The organism is Streptomyces sp. DH12 (genome assembly GCF_020873895.1).
Classification (GTDB): domain Bacteria; phylum Actinomycetota; class Actinomycetes; order Streptomycetales; family Streptomycetaceae; genus Streptomyces.
Map to the genome: position 1 here is coordinate 1 of NZ_JAHWGT010000576.1, position 554 is coordinate 554.

The 554-nt window shown below is 73.8% G+C and carries 1 protein-coding gene; it reads right to left on the reverse strand.

Features of this window, described 5'->3' with window-relative positions; all coding sequences use genetic code 11:
• On the reverse strand, window positions 1-554 hold a 554-nt coding region (locus LPA54_RS35860), incomplete at both ends, for an ATP-binding cassette domain-containing protein (RefSeq protein WP_228984737.1).

Genomic DNA, 554 nt, shown 5'->3' on the forward strand with positions numbered 1-554 from the left:
TCCTCGTCGGTGACGACCTCCCCGGCGGCGACCGGGGCGAGCACCCCGCCGGCCGCCCTCAGATCGCCGGCGCGGCGCACCACCACGTCCACCCGGTCGCCGCCGATACGGCGCTTCAGCTCGTCGGGGGTTCCCTCGGCGATGACCCGGCCGGTGTCGATGACGGAGATCCGGTCCGCGAGCTGGTCGGCCTCCTCGAGGTACTGCGTGGTGAGCAGCACGGTGGTGCCGCCGTCGACGAGGGCGCGGACGGCGTCCCAGACCTCGTTGCGGCTGCGCGGGTCCAGACCGGTGGTCGGCTCGTCCAGGAAGAGCACCGGCGGCGCGAGCACCATGCCTGCCGCGAGGTCCAGACGGCGGCGCATGCCCCCGGAGTACGCCTTGACCGGCTTGCTGCCGGTGTCGGTCAGCCGGAACCGCTCAAGCAGTTCGTCCGCGCGGCGCCGGGCCGCGGCCGGGGACAGGTGGTAGAGCCTGCCGAACATGACCAGGTTCTGCCGCCCGCTGAGGACCTCGTCGACGGCGGCGTGCTGGCCGACGAGCCCGATCCGGTA